At 74.7% G+C, this 19,146-nt stretch carries 12 protein-coding genes; 1 reads left to right on the forward strand and 11 read right to left on the reverse strand.

The window, feature by feature from the left end; translation table 11 throughout:
* Window positions 1-117: 117 nt before the first annotated feature.
* Window positions 118-636 (reverse strand): hypothetical protein, encoded by a 519-nt coding sequence (locus tag E6R62_RS06895; RefSeq protein ID WP_136212399.1) that lies wholly within the window; start codon window positions 634-636, stop codon window positions 118-120.
* A 240-nt stretch (window positions 637-876) separates the two neighbouring features.
* On the reverse strand, window positions 877-1,917 hold the full coding sequence (locus E6R62_RS06900) for a helix-turn-helix transcriptional regulator (protein ID WP_206308669.1): 1,041 nt from the start codon (window positions 1,915-1,917) through the stop codon (window positions 877-879).
* 429 nt (window positions 1,918-2,346) lie between these two features.
* On the opposite strand from E6R62_RS06900, the gene E6R62_RS40700 reads away from it, so the two are divergent.
* Window positions 2,347-2,571: a response regulator transcription factor gene (locus E6R62_RS40700; RefSeq protein WP_240801517.1), complete on the forward strand. Its 225-nt coding sequence runs from the start codon at window positions 2,347-2,349 to the stop codon at window positions 2,569-2,571.
* Here the strand turns inward: E6R62_RS40700 and E6R62_RS06910 are convergent.
* The 9 genes from E6R62_RS06910 to E6R62_RS06950 form a co-directional block, all read right to left on the reverse strand.
* Window positions 2,565-3,845 (reverse strand): MFS transporter, encoded by a 1,281-nt coding sequence (locus tag E6R62_RS06910; protein ID WP_206308670.1) that lies wholly within the window; start codon window positions 3,843-3,845, stop codon window positions 2,565-2,567. The two genes, E6R62_RS40700 and E6R62_RS06910, sit on opposite strands and share 7 nt — an antisense overlap.
* Window positions 3,846-3,923: 78 nt before the next feature.
* On the reverse strand, window positions 3,924-5,498 hold the full coding sequence (locus E6R62_RS06915; RefSeq protein WP_136212401.1) for an amino acid adenylation domain-containing protein: 1,575 nt from the start codon (window positions 5,496-5,498) through the stop codon (window positions 3,924-3,926).
* Window positions 5,499-5,582: 84 nt separating this feature from the next.
* Complete coding sequence (locus E6R62_RS06920) at window positions 5,583-8,846, reverse strand: non-ribosomal peptide synthetase (RefSeq protein WP_136212402.1); 3,264 nt, start codon at window positions 8,844-8,846, stop codon at window positions 5,583-5,585.
* Window positions 8,847-8,919: 73 nt separating this feature from the next.
* Window positions 8,920-12,144, reverse strand: coding sequence for a non-ribosomal peptide synthetase (locus E6R62_RS06925; RefSeq protein WP_168713990.1), 3,225 nt, complete (start codon window positions 12,142-12,144; stop codon window positions 8,920-8,922).
* A complete protein-coding gene (locus tag E6R62_RS06930) occupies window positions 12,141-13,916 on the reverse strand; it encodes a condensation domain-containing protein (protein ID WP_168713991.1) in 1,776 nt (591 codons plus the stop codon). Before E6R62_RS06930 ends, E6R62_RS06925 begins: the two co-directional genes overlap by 4 nt.
* On the reverse strand, window positions 13,913-14,134 hold the full coding sequence (locus E6R62_RS06935) for an MbtH family protein (RefSeq protein WP_136212405.1): 222 nt from the start codon (window positions 14,132-14,134) through the stop codon (window positions 13,913-13,915). Before E6R62_RS06935 ends, E6R62_RS06930 begins: the two co-directional genes overlap by 4 nt.
* 90 nt (window positions 14,135-14,224) lie before the next feature.
* Entirely contained in the window at window positions 14,225-16,492 is a 2,268-nt protein-coding gene (locus E6R62_RS06940) for a pyridoxal-phosphate dependent enzyme (protein WP_136212406.1), read from the reverse strand.
* A 2-nt stretch (window positions 16,493-16,494) separates the two neighbouring features.
* Entirely contained in the window at window positions 16,495-17,523 is a 1,029-nt protein-coding gene (locus tag E6R62_RS06945) for a kinase (RefSeq protein ID WP_136212407.1), read from the reverse strand.
* On the reverse strand, window positions 17,489-19,069 hold the full coding sequence (locus tag E6R62_RS06950) for an argininosuccinate lyase (protein ID WP_136212408.1): 1,581 nt from the start codon (window positions 19,067-19,069) through the stop codon (window positions 17,489-17,491). Before E6R62_RS06950 ends, E6R62_RS06945 begins: the two co-directional genes overlap by 35 nt.
* Window positions 19,070-19,146 lie beyond the last annotated feature (77 nt).

Genomic DNA, 19,146 nt, shown 5'->3' on the forward strand with positions numbered 1-19,146 from the left:
ACCCCGCCCGACCAGCGGGGGTGCACGTACAGGGAGGGGCCGCCTCGTCGAGGCGGCCCCTCCCTGTACGTGCACCCGCAGGCTCGCCCGACCGACCGGGCCGACGGGCCGGGCGGCTCAGAGCGCCGGGTCGCGGAGCCGGGTGACGGCGTAGCGCACGCCCGCGGTGAACTCGGCCCGGCGCGACCAGTACGCCGGGACGTACAGCACCTCCCCCGGGCGCAGCCGGCACGCGAAGGACGCGGGGGCGCCCGGCTCGGTGTCCGCCGCGGCACGCGTACGGGACAGCCGCCAGGTCGCGGCGCCCGTGATCTGGTGGACCAACAGGTGGTCGCCGGTGTCGGCGCCCGGCCGGACCGCGTGGGCGGCGTCCCCCTCGTCGCCCGCGGTGTCCACGGTGTCCACGGTGTCCACGGTGTCCACGGCGACGGTACGGGCCGAAAGCCCGGTCAGGCAGCCCAGCCCGGCCGTGAGCAGGCCCAGTTGGTCGGTGATCAGCTCCGGATCACACTCCCCGGGCCCTTCGACGAGGGCGGGATGGTCGTTCTCGGGCCACAGGATGCCGGGGGCGCGCCCGAGGTGGACCGACAGGAAGAGGCCCAGCTCCCGCAGGTGCAGCGCCGCCGGTTCGTCCACGGGGCGACGCCCCGACCAATACCCCGTGGATCCTTCGTCCGGCATGTCCATGTACCCGTCCCTTGACTCGCGCCGATCGGCCGCTGTGGGGCGTAGGCCGCCTCCCGGCACGGCTCGCGGGCGACGGACCGTCAGCTCACGGCTCTCATCAGGGAAGCATCCGGCACGGGGCGGGACGCGCACCAGACACGAAAACGCGTTCCCGGATTCGCGCGACCGGGACTCCAGCGCCGAAGGGGGTCACCCCTCGGGCACTTCCGCGGCGGCGAGGTCGGGTGCGACGAGGTCGGGGCCGGCGCCGAGCAGCCCGCGCATGGCCGCCGCGACCCCCGCCTGGAAGCGGCTGCCCGCGCCCAGTTCCTCCATGATGTCGGCGATGTGTCGGCGCGCCGTCCGCAGGGACATGCCGAGCCTCCTGGCGATGGCCTCGTCCTTCAGGCCCGCGCCGAGCAGCTTGATGATCGTCTCGTGGATCTCGCGGGCCACTTCCTCAAGCCCCTGGCCCGCCGCGTTGGAGAACGGCGTGGCCAGGTCCCAGGTCTGCTCGAAGATCGCGCAGAGGTAGGCCACGGTGGAGGGTTCACGGATGACCACCGCCCCCCAGCTGCCGTCCTGGGCCGGGATGAAGGCCAGTTCACGGTCGAAGACGATCAGGCGGCCGAACAACTCGTGCGCCGTGCGGTACTCCGCGCCCAGGGCCGAGGCCGCGGCGACGTAGGCCTGGCTGGGGCCGTTGAACCGGGCGGTGTGGTGGTAGAGGCTGCGGATGGATATGCCGCGTTTCAGCATGGCCTCGTCACGGCGCAGCGCCTCCTGCATGGCCTCCGGCACCCGGCTGCCGCCGCCCGGCTGCGAGGTCAGCATCTCCCTGACGCAGGCGTCCGAGGCACGGTTGAGAGCGCCTCGGACGTCTTGGAGGTTCTCCAGGACCTCCAGGGACTCGCCCGTCGAGCGCCGCTGGAGGTAGTGCGGTTCGAAGCGGCCGAGCTCCGCGCGGATCCCGCTGATCATCCGCTCGCGCTCGCGGATCTGCACCTCCAGCGGCGCGACGAGTTGCGACGCGGCGGTGTCGGGCGCGACGGCGAAGGCGACCGAGGCGTCGTCGGCGGACGTGTGGAGCAGGTGGGCCCGGCGCAGCCGCTGCGTGCTGCGGCGGACCTCCTCCGGGTCGCGGCCCGTCGCGGAGGCGATGGCGTCCACTTCGAGGCTCCGGTGTTCGAGCACCCATCCGTAGACGTCCAGGTCGGCGTCCTCCAGATCGGGCACCAGGTCGGCATCCACACTTGCACCATTTTGCACGTTTTACCCCGGGTCGCTTTGCTGCCAGGCATTTTGGTGAGGTGCCCGCCCCCTGGCCCCAGGATAGTCAAGACGAAAGTCTGTACCTACGGAACGCGGCGGTCCCGCCGCCCCGTCACCACGCGTCCGAACGACCCGAGGAGCAACGCGATGCGCCCCCTCCCCCACCGCGGACTCCCTTTGTCCCAGCCGGAGTCGGCGCCTCCGCCGGCGCCCCCGACCCGGACCGCACCGACCTCGCGACCCGGAGCCTACGCGGTGGGCGCGACCCCGCCGAGGGCCGCAACCGGCCGGCCGAATGACGGGATTTCACACCGGGCCGCCGGTGCGACGCTCCCGTCCGGACGGCGGGTACGCCTCTCACCGCGTCCCCTCACCGCCCCGCACCACCCCACACCACCGGAGAACCCCGTGCCCGACACCGCCGTGAACACCGTCACCCTCACCCCGCGCGAGCGCGAGGTCCTCGCGTACCTCGCGCAGGGGGACACGTACCGCATCATCGCCCGCCGGATGGGGCTCAGTCCGCACACCGTGGACACCTATCTGCGCCGGCTGCGCAGCAAGACCGGGGCCGTCAACCGCACCCAGCTCACGCACCTGGCGTTCCAACTCGGCTACGGCTTCGGCTACTGAGCGGAGGCGGGGACGGGGGGCCGCTCCTCGAACTCGCGCATACGCCGCAGCGGCGAGCACACCAGGACGAGGGGGGCCGCCGACAGCGCCGCGGCGAAGATCCACAGCGCGGTCCGGACGCCGAACAGTTCACCGAGGACGCCGGCGAGCACACCGCTGATCGGCAGGACCCCCCACACCAGGAAGCGCATGGTGGCCGTCATCCGCCCGAGCAGGTGCGGCGGGCAGACGGTCTGCCGGTAGGCCACCTGGCAGATGTTGTACACGGTGACCCCGGCCGACTGGACCAGTGATCCCAGCACGAACAGCGCTATGCGCCAGTCGTTCCCGGCCGACGGCAGCAGGAGCCCGAACGGCATCGTCACCAGCAGCGACAGCCAGGTCAGCCGGGCCGCCCCGACGGCGCGCGTCAGGCGTTCCGTGACGAGGGCGGCGAGCAGCGAGCCGACCGTGGCCGTGGTGAGCACCCAGCCGACCGCCGCGGGCGCCAGCCCCACGGTCCGGGTGAGGAAGAGGACTTCGACGGCGAAGATCCCGCTCAGGAAGAGGTTCACCGAGGCCGTGCTCAAGGCGATGAGCCGCAGGACCCGGTGTCCCAGTACGAAGGCCAGGCCCTCGCGGATGTCGCGGAGCAGGTGGCGCCGCCCGGCCGGGGCGGGTCGCTCCTCCCTCACCCCGATCCTCCCCAGGAGGACGGCGGAGGCCAGCGAGGTGACGGCCTGCCCGGCGAGGGTGCCGACCGGGCCGAACAGTTGCACGAGCAGGCCCGCGACACCGGGCCCGCTGAACTCCGCGGCCGAACGCACGGTCTCCAACTTGGAGTTGCCGCTGATCAGGGTGGACTCCCCTACCAGGGTCGGCAGGTAGCTCTGGTCGGCCACGTCGCCGAACAGCCGGGCGCAACCCAGCAGCAGGGCCACCGCGTACAGCAGCGGCATGGAGTGCAGGTCCAGCGCGTACGCGAGGGGAAGGCCGGCCAGCAGTACGGTGCGGGCGAGGTCGGCGGCGATCATCACGCCGCGCCGGCGCATCCGGTCGACCCACGCCCCCGCCGGCAGGCCGAGCAGCAGGAAGGCGGCCTGTTCGGCCGCGGCCAGCAGGCCGACCTCCATCGCGGAGGCGTGCAGGGTGAGGACCGCCATCAGGGGCAGCGCCACGTAAGTGATGCTGTTGCCCAGCTCGTTGCAGATGTGCGAGGACATGAACAGGCGGAAGTCGCGCCGCCGCCGGCGTTCGAGGGCGGGCGGCTCGGCCGCGGAGCCTGAGGGGGACACGGACGCGGACGCTGGTCGCGCGGCGGGGACGGACACCTGGGGTTCCTTTTCCGAAGGGGAGGGGTCGGGGATATCGGGTCAGCGGGACGCGGGGGCGGCGGCGGCCGGGCGGGGCAGTGCGGGCAGGGCCCGCGGATCGAGCTTGCCACCGGGCGTGCGGGGCAGTTCCGCCAGGACCACCACATGGGCCGGAATCAGATGTCCCGGCACCCGGTCGGCGAGGTGGCCGCGCAGCCCCGCCGCGTCGAGCGTGCTGTCCGGCACGACCGTCACGTAGGCCGCCACCTGGGGTTCGCCGCGGTCACGCACCGCGCGGGCGACCACGTCGAGGACGTCGGGGTGGGCGGCGACCGCCGCCTCGACCTCCTTGAGCTCCACCCGGAAGCCGCGGATCTTGACCTGGTCGTCCGCGCGGCCCAGGAACTCCAGCGTGCCGTCCGCCGCGCGCCGGACCCGGTCGCCGGTGCGGTACATGCGCCCGCCCGGCAGCGCGGCGAAGGGATCGGCGACGAACCGTTCCGAGGTCGGCGCCGGCCGTCCGTGGTAGCCGCGGGCCACGCAGTCGCCGGCCAGGTACAGCTCGCCCGTCGATCCGACCGGCGCCTCGGTCAGCGCCTCGTCCAGGACGTACGCCCGCACGCCCGCGAGCGGGGTGCCCAGCGGGATGACCTCGTCGCCGGTGAAGGCCGACAGCCGCTCCGGTCCGGCCTCGAAGGAGGTGGCGGTGATCGTGGACTCGGTCAGGCCGTAGCAGCTGACCACGGGCGGACCGCCCGCGGCGGCCCAGCGCTTGAGGTCGGCGGTGCGTCCGGCGTCACTGCCGATGACCACCCGGCGCAAGGCCGCGGGCAGGGGCCTCGGCCTGCGTTCCACATCCTTCGCCCACTGGGCCCAGTACGGGGTGGGCAGGTTCACCACGCTCACCCCGCGTTCGGCCAGGAAGGTTTCCAGCTCGGCGGGCGAGAGGACGTTGTCCTCGACGAAGACCGCCGTGCCGCCCGTGCACCAGGTGGGCAGCGCCTCTTCCAGCGCCACGTCGAAGGCGGGCGCCGCGAACTGCAGCACCCGGTCCGCCGCGGTCAGCCCATAGCGCTCCGCCAGCACCGCGCTCTGGGCGGCGAGCCCCCGGTGGGCCACCGCGACGGGCTTGGGCTGCCCGGTCGACCCCGAGGTGAACAGCACGTAGGCGAGCGAGTCCGGATCGCACCGCACCGGCTCGGGCAGCTCGGTCCGCTCCGCTTCCTCCGGAGCCCCTCCGCCGGTGTCCGCCCAGAACAGCTCGCGACCGCAGCGGCGTTGCAGGACGGCTGCCGCTAGGTGGCCGGGGGCGACCGCGTACCGGGTGTCGGCGGCGCGGGTCAGCGTACGGAGCCTCTCGTCCGGGGCGTCGAGGTCCACCGGGAGCAGCGCCGCGCCCGCGTACCAGATGCCGAGGACGCCGACCGCCCAGTGCGGGCCCCGGCGCACGCCGAGCAGCACGGTGTCCTCCGGGCCCGCGCCGGCGGTCCGCAGCTCCCGGGCCAGGGCGCGCGCCCGGCGGTCGAGCAGGCGGTACGTCAGCTCGCCCTCGGGCCCGCGTGCCGCGGTCGCTTCGGGGGTGAGGGCCGCCTGCCGCGCGATGCTGAGCGGTACGGGGGGCTCGGTCCGGGTCATGGTCTCTCCAGGTCGGTACGGGTGGCTCGCGGCCGGGGCCCGCGGGCCCCGGCCGTCGGGCGGTCGGACGGGTGGCGCGGCCGGTCAGGCGTGGTCCCGGGCGCGGGGGCGCAGCACGGGACGGGCGGGGCGGGCGGGCGCCGCCGCGCCGGTCGCCCCGGCGGCGGCGACCCGACCGGCGAGTCCGGCGGGGGTGGGGGTCTCGAAGAGGTCCCGGATGGTCAGTTCGACACCGCATTCGCTGCGGATGCGACCCATGAGGCGGGTGGCGAGCAGGGAGTGCCCGCCGTGCGCGAAGAAGTCGTCGTCCGGGCCGGCGCCGGGCAGGCCCAGCACCTCGGCGAAGATCGCGCAGACCGTCTGCTCGGCAGCGGTCGCGGGGGCCCGGCCGGCGGGCCGGGCCACGGTGGCCGGGTCCGGCAGGGCCTTGCGGTCGAGCTTGCCGTTGGTGGTGAGCGGGAAGGCGGGCAGCGCCAGGAACATGGCGGGCACCATGTAGTTCGGCAGGGCCAGTGCCAGGGCGGAACGCACCTCCTCGGGAGCGGGCGAGCCGGTGTAGTAGGCGATCAGCCGCTGCTGCCCGGCGTGGTCGCGGTCGACGGCGACCACCGCCTCGGTGACGCCCGGCACGCCGCGCAGCGCCGTCTCCACCTCGCCGAGCTCGATCCGGTTGCCGCGGATCTTGACCTGGTGGTCCTGGCGACCGAGGAAGTCGAGCTGGCCGTCAGCACGGAGTCGGGCGAGGTCGCCGGTGCGGTACATCCGGCTGCCGGGCTCGGCCGCGAACGGGTCGGGTACGTAGCGCTCGCTGGTGCGGCGGGGATCGCGCAGGTAGCCGGGGCCCACGCCGGTCCCCGCGATGAACAGTTCGCCGGGGACGCCCGGCGGCACGGGGGCGAGGCCGGGATCGAGGATGTACAGGCGGTTGTTGCGCAGCGGCCGGCCGACGGGCAGCCGTCCGTGTTCGAGCTGGGCGCCCACGTCGTGGCCGATGAACGCGTGGGTGTTGTCGTCGGAGCACTCGGTGAGGCCGTAGGCGTTGACGATCGCCGCGTCCGGGTGGCGGGCGTACCAGCGTTCGCACAGTTCCGGCGGCAGGACCTCGCCGTTGACGATGAACCAGCGCAGGTCGGGGAGTTCGGGCGGGACCGCCCCGGCGTCCCAGAGGTCCACCGCCGCGCGGACGAAGGAGGGCACCGTCTCCAGCACGGTGATGCCCTGGTCCGCCGCGTCGGCGAACAGCACGGCCGGGTCCCGGGCCGTGTCCCGGCTGACGAGGTGCACCCGGCCACCGGTGATCAGTGGGGCGAGCATCTGCCAGACGGAGATGTCGAAGGTCAGCGGGGCGTTCATCACCACCCGGTCGCCGGGGGTCAGTTCCAGGTCGTCCAGTTTGGCGAGCAGGTGGTTGTTCATGCCCCGCCGGTGCACCATGGCGCCCTTGGGCTTGCCGGTGGAGCCGGAGGTGAAGCAGACGTACGCGAGGGCGTCGGGGCCGCCCGCGAGGGGGGCGCGCGCCGCCGGGGCCGTGTCCTGCGCGTCCTGCGCGTCCGCCAGGGTCAGGACGCGGACGGCTCCGGCGCAGGCGTCGGCGATCTCCCGGGCCCGTTCCCGCTGGGCGGGTGCGGCCAGCAGCCAGCCGATCCCGCCCGCGTCGAGCAGGTCGGCGGTGCGACCGACGGGGCCCTCGGGGTCGAGCGGTACGTAGGCGGCGCCCGCGCCCAGGATGCCGAGCAGGGCGACGGGAACGGCGGCCGTGGGCTCGCTGAGGACGGCGACGAGGTCACCGGCGCCGACGCCGGCGTCGAGCAGCCGCAGGCTGAGCGCGTCGGTGCGGGCGACGAGCCCGGCGTAGCCGATCTCCCGGCCGCGGTCGTCGGTCACGGCCGTCGCTCCCGGGTCCAGCTCGGCCTGCTCCCGTACCCGCTCGACCACTTCGGCGTAGTCCTCGTCGCAGGTGGTGTCGTTCAACTCCACCAGTACCCGTCGCCGTTCGGCGGCGGAGAGCAGGTCCAGGGCGCCGACGGGCAGGTTCGGCTCCCCGATCGCGGCCTCCAGGAGGCGGACCAGCCGGTCGAGCATCGCCCGGGCGTCCCGCGCGCCGAAGACGTCCGGGCGGTAGTCGATCTGGAGGCGCAGCCGGTCGCCGGGGACGGCGGTCAGGGTGAGCGGGTAGTGGGCGGCGTCGTGGGGGTCGACGTCGACGACCCGGAGGTCGCCGGCGGAGAGGGCGGCCAGTCCGTCGGCGTCGACGGGGTAGTTCTGGAAGGCGACGCAGGAGTCGAAGAGTTCGCCCGCCCCGGCCAGGCGCTGGATCTCCGCGAGGCCGAGGTGGTGGTGCTCGATCAGTTCGGCCTGCTCCTCCTGGAGGCGTCCGAAGAAGTCGACGAGGGGCTCGGCGGGGTCGATCCGCACCCGCACCGGGACGGTGTTGATGCACAGCCCCACGATGTCGGCGACGCCGGGCAGCTCCGGGGAGCGGCCGCTGACGATGGCGCCGAACACCACGTCCTCGGAGCGGATCTGCCGGCCGAGCAGCAGGGCCCAGGCGCCCTGGAGCACGGTGCCCGGGGTCAGCCTGTGGGCGCGGGCGAGTTCGCCCAGCCGCTCGGTGGTCGTGTCGGTGAGCTCGGTCTCCACCCGGTCCGGGAGGACGGAGCCCGGGGGCACGGACACCGGCGCGGTCCGGGTGCCGCCGGCGAGGCCGGCCAGCGAGCGGCTCCAGGCGGCCCGGGCGGCCTCGGTGTCGCGGGTGCCGAGCCAGCGCAGGAAGGCGGAGTAGGGGGTGACGGGCGCGGGCGCCGGGGCGTCGGGGCCGGCGTCGTGGGCGGCGAGCAGTTCGCGGACCAGGACGGGCCACGACCAGCCGTCCATCAGGATGTGGTGGTAGGTCAGCAGCAGCCGGTGACTGTGGGGACCGGTACGGATCAGGGTGAGGCGCAACAGCGGGGGCCGGGCGAGGTCGAAGCGGCGGGCCCGGTCCTCGGCGAGCAGGGTGTCGAGGGCACGGCGCAGGGCGGGGCCGTCGAGGGCGGAGAAGTCCTCCTCCCGCCAGGGGGCGTGGACGTCGCGCCGGACCACCTGGGCGGGTTCGCCGGAGGCGCGGCGCAGGAAGCCGGCGCGGAGGTTGGCGTGCCGGGCGAGGACGCCGTCGGCGGCGGCCCGCAGCCGGCCGGCGTCGAGGGGCCCGCCGAGTTCGAGGAGCAACTGGGCGACGTAGACGTCGCGTTCGTTCTCGTCGAAGAGGGAGTGGAAGAGGATGCCGTCCTGGAGCGGGGACAGCGGCAGCACGTCCTCGACGCGGGACCGGGCGGAGTCGGCGGACGGCTCGGTCGATGGGTGGTTCATGGCGGTTCCTCCGTGGTGCGGGACGGTGCGGTGCGGGTGGGGGACGGTTCGGGGGAAGGGCCGGCCGGTCGGGTCAGCCGGTCTGCGGGCGGCGGGGGCGGCGGACCACCGCCGGTTCGTCGGTCGGCGCGCCCTCCGTGCCCGGCGCGCTCGCGGCCAGGGCCCCCGCCATCCGCTCCACCGTCGGCGCGGCGAAGAACGCGCGGATGCCCACGGTCGTACCGAGCGCGGAGCGGACCTCGGCGAGGAGCCGGGTGGCGAGCAGCGAATGGCCGCCGAGGTCGAAGAAGTTGTCGCGGACGCCGATGCGCTCGTAGCCGAGGACGGACTCCCACACGGCGCACAGGACGCGCTCGGTCTCGGTCCGCGGGGCCACGTGGGCCCGGTCGGGGGCCGCGGGGCCGGGAGCGGGCAGCGCCCCCGTGTCGATCTTGCCGTTGGGCGTCACGGGGAAGCGGTCCAGCAGCGTGATCGTGCCGGGCACCATGTAGTCGGGCAGGGCCGCCGCGAGGTGTTCGCGCAGTGCGGCGGCGTCGGGGGTCTCGGCGCCGTCGGCCGGCACGGCGTAACCGGCGAGTGCGGGTCCGGCGGGGCCGGTCACCACGGTGACGGCGGCCTGTCCCACCGCGGGGTGCGCCGCGAGCACGCTCTCGATCTCGCCCGGTTCGATGCGCAGGCCCCGGATCTTGACCTGCCGGTCGGCCCGGCCGAGGTACTCCAACTCTCCGGACGCGTTCCAGCGGGCGCGGTCGCCGGTGCGGTACATCCGCTCCCCCGCGGGCCCGTGGGGGCAGGCCACGAAGCGTTCCGCCGTCAGTGCGGGGCGGCCCAGGTAACCCTGCGCCAGACCGCTGCCGGCGATGTAGAGGTCGCCGGCGACCCCCGGGGGGACGGGGTCGAGCCGGTCGTCGAGGACGTACAGCCGGGTGCCGTCCAGGGGCCGGCCGATGGGGACGCGGCCCTCGGGGACCGGCCGGCCGGGCGCGATGGGGAAGGTGGCCGAGAAGGTGGTGGTCTCCGTCGGCCCGTAGGCGTTGGTGACGGTGGTGTCCGGGCAGGCCTCGCGCACCCGGCGGACCATGGGCGGCGAGGCGGCCTCGCCGCCGGTCATCACCTCGCGCAGCGAGGCCAGTTCGGGCAGGTGCGCGTCGGCCAGCACGTTGAAGAGGGTCGCGGTGAGGAAGGTGCCGGTGACCTTCCGGTCCGCGATCAGGCGGGCGAGTTCCGCGACGTCCAGGTCCCCGGGCGGGGCCACCACGACCAGTCCGCCGTTCAGCAGCGGCACCCACAGTTCGTAGGTCGAGGCGTCGAAGGCGTGCGGGGAGCGGAACAGCACCCGCTCGTGGGCGCCGCCGTGCCAGCGGCTGTCCCGCGCGAGGGCGACGACCTCGCGGTGCGGGACGGCGACCCCCTTGGGGGTGCCGGTGGAACCGGAGGTGTACATCACGTAGGCGAGGGCGTCCGCGTGGCCGGGGCCGCGGGCGGCGGTGCGCGCGGAGCGGACGGGCTCCGTACCCCGATGGGGCCGCAGCACGCGCCCCACGCCGAGGGCCTCGACGAGTTCGGCGTCGGGTCGCGCGGAGTCCGTGACCAGTACGGCGGCGCCGGCCCCGCCCACGACCGCGGCGGACCGTGCCCGCGGGGCCCGCGCGTCCAGCGGCAGGTAGGCGGCGCCGGCCTTCAGCACGCCCAGGCAGGCGGCGATCAGCTCGACGGAGCGTTCCATCAGCACGGCGACGGCGTCGCCGGGGCGCACCCCCAGGTCCTCCAGGCGGTCGGCGACCGCGTCGGAGAGCAGGTCGAGTTCCCCGTAGGTGGCCTCGCGGTCGACGCAGACCACGGCGGTGCGACCGGGGTGCTCCGCGGCCCGCCGGGCGAACAGCCCGTGCACGGTCGAGCGGTCGTCCCGCGGCCGCGCGGGCCCGGTCGGGCGGCCCTCCAGCAGTTCCGCGCGTTCCTCGGGCGCGAGGACGTCCAGGGCCGCGATCGGCGCGGCGGGGTCGTGTACGGCGGCGGCCGTCAGCCGTACCAGCCGGTCGAGGAGCCCCTGCGCGGTGGCCGCGTCGAAGAGGTCGCCCGCGTATTCCAGGGCCAGTCGGATCCCGGCGGGGGCCCCGGTGGCGGGGTCGCGCCGCTCGTCGACCTCCAGCGTCAGGTCGAACTTGGCGGTCGCCGTACGGACCGCCTCCACCCGCGTGCTCAGGCCCGGCAGTTCGGGGTCGGGACCCGCGCCGCGCTGTCCGGCGACGGCGACCTGGAAGAGCGGGTGCCGGGAGGCGGAGCGGGCCGGGTTAAGCCGTTCGACCAGGGCCTCGAAGGGGACGTCCTGATGCGCGTGGGCGTCCAGGACCGCGTCGCGCACCCGGTCGAGAAGCAATTCGAACGTCGGGTCGCCGGAGGTGTCGGCGCGGACGACTAGGGTGTGCACGAAGAGACCGACGACATCGTCCAGGGCCTCGTCGTCCCGTCCGTCGACGGGGCAGCCCAGCGGGAGGTCGGTGCCCGCGCCGAGCCGGGTGAGCAGGGCGGCGAAGGCGGACTGCACCGCCATGAACGGTGTCGCCCGACGGGCCTGGGCGAGGTCCGCGAGCGCGGTGTGCAGGGCGGGGTCGAGGAGCGCGGTCACCAGCGCTCCGCGGTGGGAGGCGACGGGCGGCCGAGGCCGGTCGGTCGGCAGCTCCAGTTCCTCGGGCAGTCCTTCCAGGACGCGGGTCCAGTGCGCGAGCTGCCGGGAGTGCAAGGACGCCGGATCACCGGCGTCCCCGAGCAGTTCACGCTGCCAGATCGCGAAGTCCGGGTACTGGAGGGTCAATTCGGGCCACTCAGGGTGCTCGTCGCGGACCCGGGCGGTGTAGGCGGCGGCGAGGTCCCGGACCAGGAGGTCCAGGGACCGGCCGTCCCCGGCGATGTGGTGCAGGACGAGCAGCAGGTAGTGCTCCTCGTCCCCGTGGGCGAACAGGTGGGCGCGCAAAGGGATCTCGGCGGCGAGATCGAACGGCTGCCGCAGGGCCGCGGCGACGAGCCGCTCGCGTTCCCCCGGGGCGCAAGGGGTGACGGCCAGGTCCGGCCAGGCGGCGCCGGCGGCGAGCACCTCCTGCCGGGGGCGGCCCCCCTCGTCCGGGAAGAGCGTGCGGAGCGCTTCGTGCCGGTCCGTGACGTCGGCGAGGGCGCCGCCGAGCGCGTCGCGGTCGAGCGTGCCGCGCAGCCGCAGCCCCACGGGGATGCTGTACTGCGCGCCGTCCTCGCCGTCGCGGCCGAGGAACCACAGCCGTTGCTGGGCGTGGGACAGAGGGATCACAGCAGTTCTCCGAGCTCGGATTCGAAGGCGTCGAGGTCCGCCTGGCTGATGTCGGCCAGCGACACGTCGGACGGGGTCAGTCCGGCCGCGCCGGGCCGGGTGGTGTGGCGGGCCAGGGCCCGCAGCATCGCGAACCACTCCTCGGCGAGGGCGCGGACGCGGTCCCCCGGGTAGGCGTTGCCGGCCCAGGTCCAGGTGGCGCTGAGGGTCAGTCCGTCGGGTCCCTCGTGGGCGGCCGCGTTGACCTCGACGGCGTGGGCCATCGGGAAGCCCTCGTCCGCGTCGTCGAGGGCGAAGGCGTGCCCGGGGGCGGCGGACCAGTCCCCGTCGTCGCCCATCGGGAAGCGGCCGAGGTAGTTGAAGCCGATCTCGGGGATGCCGCGCCGGGCGAGTCCGGGGCCGGTGCGCGTGTTCAGGTGGCGCAGCAGCCCGAAGCCGATGCCCTTGTCGGGTACGGCGCGCAGCTGCTCCTTGACCAGCCGCAGGGCGGCGCCCAGGGCGGGGCCGGCGGCGCGGGCGTCGGCGAGGTCGGTCCGTCCCAGGTCGAGGCCGACCGGGTAGACGGTGGTGAACCAGCCGACGGTCCGGGAGAGGTCCAGCCCGTCGACCACGTCCTCCCGGCCGTGCCCCTCCACGTCGACGAGGACGCGCCCGCCGGCGGGGTCGTGGGCGGCGTCCTCCCGGGCGCCGCCGGGCAGTGCCCGGCGCCAGCTCAACACCGCCAGGGCCAGCGCGGTCAGCAGGACGTCGTTGACGGTGCCGTTGACCAGGCCGGGGGCGGCCGTCAGCAGGGGGCCGGTGAACTCCGGCGGCAGGGTGAGCACATGGGTGTTCCGCTCGGCCTCGGGGTCGAGGCCACCGGGTTCGCGCACGCCGGCCAGCGGGGCGGGGGCCGTGCGCAGCACGTCCTCCCAGTGGGCGGCTTCGGCCATCCGGCGGCCCGAGGTGGCTTCGGCGCGCAGCAGGTCCGCCCAGTGCGCGAACGGGGTGTGCACCGCGTCGGGTGCCGGGTCGGCGCCCGCGGCCAGGGCCGCCCAGCACGTGCGCAGGTCGTCCTGGAGGATGCGCCAGGACACCCCGTCGACGGCCAGGTGGTGGACGACCAGGGCGAGGCGGCCCTGGCGTTCGGCGCCGCGGTCCAGGAGTACGGCTCGCAGCACGGCCCCGTCCCGGGGCGAGAGCAGCCTCCGGGCCGTCCGCATGTGGCGGCGCGTCAGGGCGGGCAGGTCCTCGTCGGCGACGGTTCGGGCGTCCACCCGCCGGACGAGCCCGGCGGCGGCCACCGTCCCGGGTTCGGGGATCTCGGCCGCCGCTACCGGCGTCGCGAGGCCCTCGGGCAGCCGAAGCCGCAGCACGTCGTGGGTGTCGAGCAGGGCCTGGACGACGCCTTCGGCCGCGGCTGCGTCGAAGCCCGCCGGCGTCCGGACCACGAGCGACTGGTTGTAGCTGTCGACGGGGCCGTCCAGCTCGCCGAGCCACTCCATGATCGGGGTGGGGGCGAGCGGGCCGAAGCGTCGCGGCGGCTCCACCGGCCCGCGCTGCCCGCCGGCCCGGTCGTCGGTCCGGGCCGCGGCGGCGAGGGCGCTCACGCTCTCGCTGCGCAGCACCTCGCGGGTGGTGACGACCACGCCGGCCAGGCGGGCCCGGCTGACGACCTGGATGGCTTGGATGCTGTCGCCGCCGAGGCCGGTGAAGCTCTGCGCCGGGTGGACCTCGGGCAGGCCCAGGACTTCCTCGAACAGCGTGCGGAGGACGGTTTCGTGGTCGGTCACCGGGGGGCGTTCCCGGAGAGGGCGGCGATCAGCGAGGCGGGCCGCATGTCGGTCCAGTTCCGCTCGACGTAGTCCAGGCAGCCCTGGCGTCCGTCGGGTCCGTGCACCGGGGTCCAGCCCGCGGGGACGGGCTGGGCGGCCGGCCACAGGGAGTGCTGGAGCTGCTCGTTGCGCAGGACGGTGTAGGAGGCCTGGTCGTTCTCGAAGGGGTTGCTCATGGCAGTCACCTCAAGGTGTGTGGGATCGGAAGTAAGGCGGGAGGAAAGGCAGGGCAGGAGGGAACCGGGGGGGGCGGGCGGGGCGCGTCGTCAGGGACGGGGCGCGGGGCCCACGGTCAGGCGCACCAGGCTGCGGGCGGCGTCGAGGGCCTCGGTGACCCCCCGCGCCTCGGGGTGCCGGGCGATGAGGTGCCCCAGCCGGTCGGCGGCGTTCCGCGCGCGCCGGACCCGGGCGCCGGGGGCGGCGGTGACGGTGACGGCCTCGATGTCCTCGTTCCGGGCCGCCGCCTCGACGCCTTCGACGTCCTCCAGGACCCCGTCGGCGTCGGCGAGCAGGAACTGGATGCCGGCGTGGCCCGTGTGCGCGGGCTTCAGCTCGGGCGGCAGCCCGACGGCCACCCTCAACTGCTGCTCCAGGAGCCGTACCCCGGTGGCCAGCCGGACCAGTTCGGGGATCATGCCGCCGGCCGGCCGGGGGTTGATCTCGATGACGGCGGGCCCCTCGGGCGTCAGCTTCACCTCGGTGTGGGTGGCGCCGAGGCGGACGTCGGCCGCTTCGAGGGCCGCGGTCACCGTCTCGGTGATCCGCTGCGCCACCCCGGCCGGGAGCGGCGCGGGGAACAGGTGCCGGTGCTCCACGAAGTGCGGGCTTCCGGTGACGGACTTGGCCGTGATGCCCACGCACTCGGTGCGCCCGTCCCAGGTGAACATCTCCACGCTGTACTCCGGCCCGTCGAGGTACTCCTCGACGAGTACGGTGCCCGCGGTCGGCATGCCGCGGACGTTGGTGGTGACGGCGAGGATGCGGGCGGCCTGGGCGGCGGCGGCGCCTTCGTCGGAGCAGAGCAGGACGTCGTTGGAACCTGAGTCGTCGGCGGGCTTGACCACGCAGGGCAGTCCGGTGCGGGCCACGGCGTCGGCGATCCGCGCCGGGTCCCGGACGATCGCGTACCGCGGCTGGCGCACGCCGGCGGCCTCCAGCGTGGCGCGCAGGGCGGACTTGTCGCGGCAGACGACCATGGCCTCCTCCGGGTTGCCCGGCAGGCCGAGCCAGCGGGCCAGGGCCGCCACGGCCGGTACGTAGAAGTCGCTGGTGGTGGTGACGCCGGCGATCTCCTCGCGGCGGAAGCGCTCCTGGACCGCCGTGCGCAGGGCGACCGCCGAGTTGGTGTCGCAGCGCACCACCTCGGCGCCGGTGGCGTCGAGCCCCCGGTAGCGGTCCGGGTCCGCGGTCAGCAGGACGGGTACGCAGCCGGTCTCGCGGGCCAGGTCCAGGGCCATCATGCCGGTGCCGGTGGTGTTGGACTCCACGAACAACAGGTGTCGCCGGATTCCGGCGGGCGCCTCGTAGTCCCGGCGCGACCAGGTGTGCGCGATCGTGTCGGCGGGGACGGTGGCCGGGCGGGTCGCGCGCGGCACCTCCCGGAGGGCGTGGGCGGTCCAGTGTGCCTCGTCGTACACGGTGTCGGCGTAGCGGTCGCCCCGGTCGGGCAGGATGCCGACGATGCGGGTACCCGGTTCGGCGCGCTCCGCGAGGTCACCCAGGACCCGGTAGACGGAACCGGAGGTGTTGCCTCCGAAGATCTGCTGCTCGCGGGCGAGGTCCCAGGCCGCCGCGAACGCCTCGTGGTCGTTGAGCCAGTGCACCTCGTCGACGAGCGGGCGGTCGAGGTTGGCCGGCAGCAGGCTGTTGCCCAGTCCGCTCTGCAGGCGCCGGGGTACGTCGGGCTGGCCGAAGAGGGCGCTGCCGACGCAGTCGACGCCGACGACCCGCAGCCCCGGCAGCGTCTCCTTGACGGCGCGGGCCGTGCCGCACAGCGAGCCGCCGCTGCCGACCGCGCCGGCCAGGACGTGGAAGTCGCCGAGGTCCTCGATCAGTTCGGCGGCGAGCCCGCGATAGGCACCTGGATTGTCGGGGTTGGTGTACTGCTGCGGCCAGAACGCGCCCGGCAGGTCGCGCATCAGCTCGGCGAGCCGTTCCAGGCGGGCGCTCTGCCAACCGTGGCTGGTCATCGCCTCGACGATGTGCACCCGGCAGCCCAGGGCGCGCAGCTTGGCGAGGGTGACGGGGTCGATGCGGGGGTCGGTGACGATGTGGACCTCGTGGCCGAGCGCCCGGCCGACCAGCGCCACGCCCAGGGCCATGGTGCCGGACGAGCTCTCGATGACGGGGGCCCCGGGTGCGAGGACGCCGAGCCGGCGGGCCTCGAAGAGGATGTTGCGGGCGACGCGGTCCTTCATGGCGAACAGGTTCTGCAGTTCCAGCTTCGCGTACACCTCCACCCCTCGTGCCTCGCCCAGGCGGAGCCGGACCAGGGGGGTCCGGCCTATCGCGTCGGTGACGGTGTCGAACAGCATGGTCAGGTCTCCAGCTCGGTAAGGCGGTGGGGAGCGGGGGGGAGCGCCGCGGACGGCGCCGTGGCGGTGGGGACCGCTGGGAGGGCCGGTCCGGGTTCCCCGAGGGCCGGGGTCCAGCGGTCGCCGGCTCCGAGCGAGCGGTGCACGGACACCTCACCGCCGAGGGGGGCGCAGGCGGTCCGGATCCGGTCGGTCTTCGCGGACAGCTCCGGGTCGCCCGCGTCCAGGAGGACGCCGAGCATGGTGCCGCTGTGGGCGAGCACCAGCCCGAGGCCGTCGACCTCGCGGCACACGGTCAGCAGGTCACCGAAGCCGGAACGGGCCCGCCGCGCGGCGTTCATCTCGGCGCTGCGGGTGGCGACCGCGCCCACCTCGGGCAGGTCGGCCCCGGCGATCGCGGCGGCGAGCCGGTCCAACAGCACCGCGTACTCGCGCCGTTCGTCCGGTCCGATCGCCCGGGCCCGCAGGTTGTGGGCGACCGTGTCGACCTGCCCGCCCTCGTCGTGTGCGACGACGGTGAGCGGGGGCAGGACCCCGAGCCTGCGGCGCAGGCGCACCTCGCGGTGGTGGAAGGCGACGATCTCGTCGTACATCACCCCGTCGGCCGGTTCGATGCCGCGCAGGAACGCCTCGGTGCGGTCCGGGCCGAAGGAGCGGCCGAAGGCGGCCCCGACGGCCCGCACGGTCGCCACCAGGTCGGCGGAGGAACTGGCCAACCCCTTGCCCTCGGGCAGCCCGCCGCCGATCTCCAGCAGCCCGCCGCCCTCGACCCCGAGCGAGGCGAGGACCGTCTCGGCGACGCGTCGGGACTTGCCCTTGTGGGCGGGGTGGACGCGCACGCCGCGCTGTCCGGGCCGGTGGCGGAAGGTGGCCGTGGCCCAGCGGGCCAGCGGGAAGGTGACCAGGAAGTCCCCGTCGGGCTCCGGCAGGGCCCCTTGGAGCAGTTCCCCGAACGTGCCGAAGGCGTGGCCGACGGCGGGTGCGGGCGAGCCCGGTTCAGTGCCCGGACTGTACGTCGTCGCCGACGGCATCGTCGCCCTCCTCCGTTGCGATCTCGCGGTCCTGCGGCCGGGCCGCTCCGTACAGCGCCCGGTCCCTCTCCTCGGCGCCGGCGCGCACCGCGCGGGCGCGCCGCGCCCAGTCGGCGCGCAGCAGTCGCAGTTCGTCCCGCTGGACTTCGAGCAGTTCGCGTACCGAGGCGGGGCGGGCCGAGCCGGCGGAGACCATGCGCTCCAGCGCGAGGTCCACGTCGAAGGCGGCGTCGAGCAGTGCCTTGGGGGCGGTGAGGGCGACGCCGTGCGCGGCCGCGGCCTCGGCGAGCAGGTCGGGATCGCCGGGTGCGGGGGCGGCGCCGGCCGCCGCGGCGAGGACGATGTACTTGCCGGCGATCACCTGTGCGGTGCGCCAGGGCACCTGTTCCGTGAGGGTGAGGGCGTTGGCCAGGCTGAAGCCGCCGAGGAACTCGCGCTCGCACACGGCGCGCATCGCGTCGGGGCGGAAGGCCGTCCTGCGCAGTACCTCGGTGAGCAGGCGGACGGTGCCGTGCGCCGAGTCGAAGGCGTTCAGCAGGTGGGTGCCGGCCTCCTTGGAGACCTCGACCAGATTGCAGAAGGGGGTGTTGCGCTGGCCGAGCAGCACGTCGAAGTGGAAGGCGGCGAGGTGCGCGGTGCGCCCCCGGATGCGTTCCAGGACCGGGTAGTTCTTCTTCTGCGGCATCGCGGAGGAGATGCCGGACAGCTCGTCGGGCAGCTCGATGAAGCCGTATTCGCTGCCGCCCCAGGTGAGCAGGTCGGTGGCGAAGCGGCTGAGGGCGGTGCCGAGGAGGCTCAGTTCCCCGGTCAGCTCGGCGCTCCAGCGGCGTGAGGCCACCGCAGTCAGGGCGTGCGGTTGCGGTCGGGTGAAGCCCAGCAGCCGGGCCATCCGGTCGCGGTCCCAGGGCAGTTCCTGTCCGGCCATGGCGCCGGCGCCCAGCGGGCAGGCGTCGATGCCGTCGTACGTCCGCACCAGCCGGCGCTGGGTGTGCAGGAGGTGCTCGGCGACCGCGGCCAGGTAGAAGCCGGGGGTGATGACCTGCGCGGCCTGGAAGTGCGTGTAGCCGGGCATCGGCAGATCGCAGGTGGCCTCGGCCAACTCCATTGTCACCGCCAAGAGTTCCGTCAAGGCATCGGCGAATCCGGTGAGTTGGTCGCGTCCGTACATCACCTGGGCGCAGGACTGAAGGTCGTTGCGGCTGCGGTCCACGTGCCAGTTGACGACCGGACGGGACAGCCCGGCCTCGACGTGGCGTTCGAGGGCGAAGGCGATGTCCGACATGTTGGCGCCCGGCTCGGCGGTCAGGGTGTCGGCCCCCACCCCGTCCAGGCGGACGGCGATGTCCCGGGCCTCGTCGGTGGTGACCAGGTCCATCCGGGCGTACTCGGCGGTGAGGGTCTTCTCGATGGCGACGTAGTGGTGCAACAGGTGGCGGGATTCGAACTCGAACTGCGGGGCCAGCACCTCGTCGTGCAGCAGTTCGCTCGGGCCGCTGCGGATGCGGCCGCTGAGCGCGGCGGTGGGTCCCGGGGCTTCGCTCGTCACGTGGTGGGGTTCCGTTCTGTTCGGTCCGGTGCGATGGCACGGCGGGAGGGCCGCCCGCGGGTGCGCCGCGGGCGGCT

This window comes from Streptomyces sp. A1136 (genome assembly GCF_004795055.1).
Taxonomy (GTDB): Bacteria; Actinomycetota; Actinomycetes; order Streptomycetales; family Streptomycetaceae; genus Streptomyces.

Bases quoted from the DNA above. Each gene is read 5' to 3' on its own strand.
- E6R62_RS06920 (WP_136212402.1), bottom strand. From the start codon at position 8,846: ATGAACCACCCATCGACCGAGCCGTCCGCCGACTCCGCCCGGTCCCGC.
- E6R62_RS06945 (WP_136212407.1), bottom strand. From the start codon at position 17,523: ATGCCGTCGGCGACGACGTACAGTCCGGGCACTGAACCGGGCTCGCCC.
- E6R62_RS06940 (WP_136212406.1), bottom strand. From the start codon at position 16,492: ATGCTGTTCGACACCGTCACCGACGCGATAGGCCGGACCCCCCTGGTC.
- E6R62_RS06915 (WP_136212401.1), bottom strand. From the start codon at position 5,498: ATGACCCGGACCGAGCCCCCCGTACCGCTCAGCATCGCGCGGCAGGCG.
- E6R62_RS06935 (WP_136212405.1), bottom strand. From the start codon at position 14,134: ATGAGCAACCCCTTCGAGAACGACCAGGCCTCCTACACCGTCCTGCGC.